Origin of the sequence: Psychromonas hadalis ATCC BAA-638, assembly GCF_000420245.1 — a bacterium.
GTDB lineage: Bacteria > Pseudomonadota > Gammaproteobacteria > Enterobacterales > Psychromonadaceae > Psychromonas > Psychromonas hadalis.
In genome coordinates this window covers 1-3,120 of sequence record NZ_ATUO01000255.1, presented here as the reverse complement: position 1 = coordinate 3,120, position 3,120 = coordinate 1, and the positions used below count along the sequence as shown (strand labels likewise).

Genomic DNA, 3,120 nt, shown 5'->3' with positions numbered 1-3,120 from the left:
GTAAAGGGAACAACCATTTACGTCAACTTACGCCTTGAATTAAGCTGTTTTCTCTGCGGAAAATTTAGATCACATACTTAATGTAATTGGTATTAGTTAGCGCATAACAAAAGTGGTAATAAGACCAATCAAACCACCAAACACACCACCCCAAACAACTAACCAACCTAAGTGCTTTTTAATCATCGCTTGAATGATCTCTTTCACCAGTTGTGGTGTTAATTCATCTAAGCGTTGCTCAATGATCTTCTCAATTTTAGCCAAGATATCTTGCATCATATCGGGCTGTTCAATCTCTTTTTTTAACAGTTCAATAAACGTTTCATCTTCTGTTAATTCGATAATAGAGCTTTTCATGTGTTTAATAAACGGTTCGCGCAGCGGGGTTAACGCCTCTTCTCCACCAAACATCCCTAACATACTACCAAATGACGATTCCATGATCACTTTCACTAAACCATCATAGGTTGGATTGAGATCTACTTGTTCAATCACAGGGGCAAGATTAAGGTGTGAAGGTGCTAATGAGCCAGCACTCAAAAAGCGATCAACATTTTCAAGGGTAAAAAACTGATCCATCATCAAGCTACGAATACCCTTTTTAAACTCTTCAAAATGGGCAGGAACAACACCAGAGCCATACAAGAAAGGTATTTTTTCAAAAAGCATAAAGATAGCTAACCAATTGGTTAATGCACCAGAGAGTGCAAATAATCCCACCATGGTTAACATACTCTCTTGTAACAACAAGCCTGCGCCTAAAATGAGGGCAGAAATAATATTGGTTAACAAACTCTTGTTCATCATTATTCCTTTTGAAAGATAAAAAAAATCCAGTAACAATGCGACTAGATTGTTACTGGATCACTACTAGATTGTTACTGGATTTTTAGTTATAAATAAAATTATGCTTCGCGTAGTTTTAAACTGCGTAGCGCTTTATCTAATACACCATTTACAAATTTGTATGAATCATCTGTGGCAAAGTCTTTCGCCAATTCAATCGCTTCGTTTAGTACCACTTTGTGTGGTACGTCAGTGCGATAACTCAACTCAAACATGGCAATACGTAAAATAGCGATATCAACCATATCAACATCTTTAATTTTACGTGATAGATAAGGAGATAGTTTTTCATCCAACGTTTCAATGCGGTTGATCACACCCGATAATAGCTCTTTAAAATAAGGCACATCTGTTTTTGACAGATCTTGATCCGTGGTAAACTGTTCAATAATCTGTGCAAAAGGAGCACCCGTAATTTGCCATTGGTAAACAGCTTGTACTGCAAATTGACGTGCGCGACGACGCTCAGCGGGTTTCATTCTCATTATGCTAGTTCTCTCATTACGTTGACCATCTCAAGTGCGCTTAACGCAGCTTCGCTACCTTTGTTACCCATTTTAGTGCCTGCACGTTCAATTGCTTGATCGATTGAATCGGTGGTTAATACACCCAATGCAACCGGGATATCAAACTCTAATGAGACTTGTGCAAGCCCTTTGTTACACTCATTGGCAACAAATTCAAAGTGTGGTGTACCACCACGAATAACCGTACCTAATGCGATAATGGCATCATATTTTTTAGAAGCCGCAACACGTTTTGCGACTAATGGTAATTCAACAGCGCCCGGCATACGTACCACAGTGATATTATCATCTTGTACTTGACCAGTACGTTTAAGGGTATCAATTGCCCCTGCTAATAGTTGCTCATTGATAAAACTATTAAAGCGAGAGATTACAATTGCGATTTTCGCTTCTGGGGCAGCTAAGCCACCTTCAATTATTTTCATTTTCGACCCTTATTAGCCATTTTTTACAAATTTTGTGCATTCTAGCACACTTTTTTTATCGACAACCACAATTTATTCAGTGATATAATCAACCACTTCAAGGCCAAAACCAGAGAGTGCATGGTAACGTTTTTCCGAGCTTAATAAGGCCATTTTTTGTACACCTAAATCACGTAATATTTGCGAACCCACTCCAACACGGCGACTTGTACCTTGCGATTTCGCAGCAACACGTTCACCCGCATCCTGTTTAGCAATATTTTTGACCTGTTCAATCAACGACTCAGCTGTCTCTTGATGACCTAACATCACCAAGACTCCACCGTCTTTTGCTAAACGTTGCAGCGCATCACGCATTGGCCACGTTTGCTCTGATAAACGATCAGAAAAGAAGTTATCAGAGAAAGTATTTTGTAGGTGTACACGAACATTGGTTATATCACCTGTTTTTATTTCGCCATTAACCAATGCAAAATGCACCTGCTTATCAATGGTGTCTTGATAAGCAATCAAGTCAAATTCACCAAACTCAGTCGGCAATTTACAGCTAGACACTTTTTCAATGGTGGTTTCATTGTTATTACGATATTCAATTAAGTCAGCGACCGTGCCTAATTTAAGCCCATGTTTCTGCGCAAAAATTTCTAAGTCAGCACGACGTGCCATGCTGCCATCTTCATTTAAAATCTCAACAATGACGCCCGCTGGCTCTCGTCCTGCAAGACGTGCTAAATCGCAACCTGCTTCAGTGTGCCCTGCGCGTGTTAACACCCCACCCGCTTGTGCTTTAAGAGGGAAAATATGACCCGGCATCACAATATCTGTCGGTTTTGCATTTAGTGCAACAGCGCGCTGCACTGTAATCGCTCTGTCTGCGGCCGAAATACCGGTGGTTACGCCTTCTGCCGCTTCAATGGAAACCGTAAAGTTAGTTGAAAATGCAGCGGTATTATCGTCTACCATTAAGGGTAATTTAAGTTGTTCACAACGTGCTTCCGTTAAGGTTAAACAGATGAGACCACGCCCATATTGCGCCATAAAGTTGATCGCTTCAGGTGTTACCATGTCAGCGGCCATGATTAAATCGCCCTCATTTTCACGATCTTCATCATCCATTAAGATAACCATTTTACCTAAGCGAATATCTTCAATAATTTCAGCAGTTGTATTTAATTTCATGTTTATTTCCTCATCGAATAGAGTAAGGCACAAGCCTTCAATAATTATATTTAGGATCGGCTTCAAAATTACTTGCGCTTTTGTTTTCAAAATAACCCGTCATTTAGGATTGGCTTCAACATTACTTGCGATTTTGTTTTTAA

General features: G+C 39.6%; 4 protein-coding genes. All 4 read right to left on the bottom strand.

Annotation, left to right across the window (positions count from 1 at the left end):
• Positions 1–96 precede the first annotated feature (96 nt).
• Positions 97–804: a DUF445 domain-containing protein gene (locus G322_RS0118385; protein ID WP_022943145.1), complete on the bottom strand. Its 708-nt coding sequence runs from the start codon at positions 802–804 to the stop codon at positions 97–99.
• A 101-nt stretch (positions 805–905) separates the two neighbouring features.
• Positions 906–1,325: a transcription antitermination factor NusB gene (nusB, locus tag G322_RS0118380; RefSeq protein WP_028866738.1), complete on the bottom strand. Its 420-nt coding sequence runs from the start codon at positions 1,323–1,325 to the stop codon at positions 906–908.
• Positions 1,326–1,330: 5 nt separating this feature from the next.
• Positions 1,331–1,798: a 6,7-dimethyl-8-ribityllumazine synthase gene (gene ribH, locus G322_RS0118375; protein WP_022943143.1), complete on the bottom strand. Its 468-nt coding sequence runs from the start codon at positions 1,796–1,798 to the stop codon at positions 1,331–1,333.
• 72 nt (positions 1,799–1,870) lie between these two features.
• On the bottom strand, positions 1,871–2,977 hold the full coding sequence (gene ribBA / locus G322_RS0118370; protein ID WP_022943142.1) for a bifunctional 3,4-dihydroxy-2-butanone-4-phosphate synthase/GTP cyclohydrolase II: 1,107 nt from the start codon (positions 2,975–2,977) through the stop codon (positions 1,871–1,873).
• Positions 2,978–3,120 lie beyond the last annotated feature (143 nt).

Coding starts and splice junctions, on each gene's coding strand:
- G322_RS0118385 (WP_022943145.1), bottom strand. CDS start 804: ATGAACAAGAGTTTGTTAACCAATATTATTTCTGCCCTCATTTTAGGC.
- nusB (WP_028866738.1), bottom strand. CDS start 1,325: ATGAAACCCGCTGAGCGTCGTCGCGCACGTCAATTTGCAGTACAAGCT.
- ribBA (WP_022943142.1), bottom strand. CDS start 2,977: ATGAAATTAAATACAACTGCTGAAATTATTGAAGATATTCGCTTAGGT.
- ribH (WP_022943143.1), bottom strand. CDS start 1,798: ATGAAAATAATTGAAGGTGGCTTAGCTGCCCCAGAAGCGAAAATCGCA.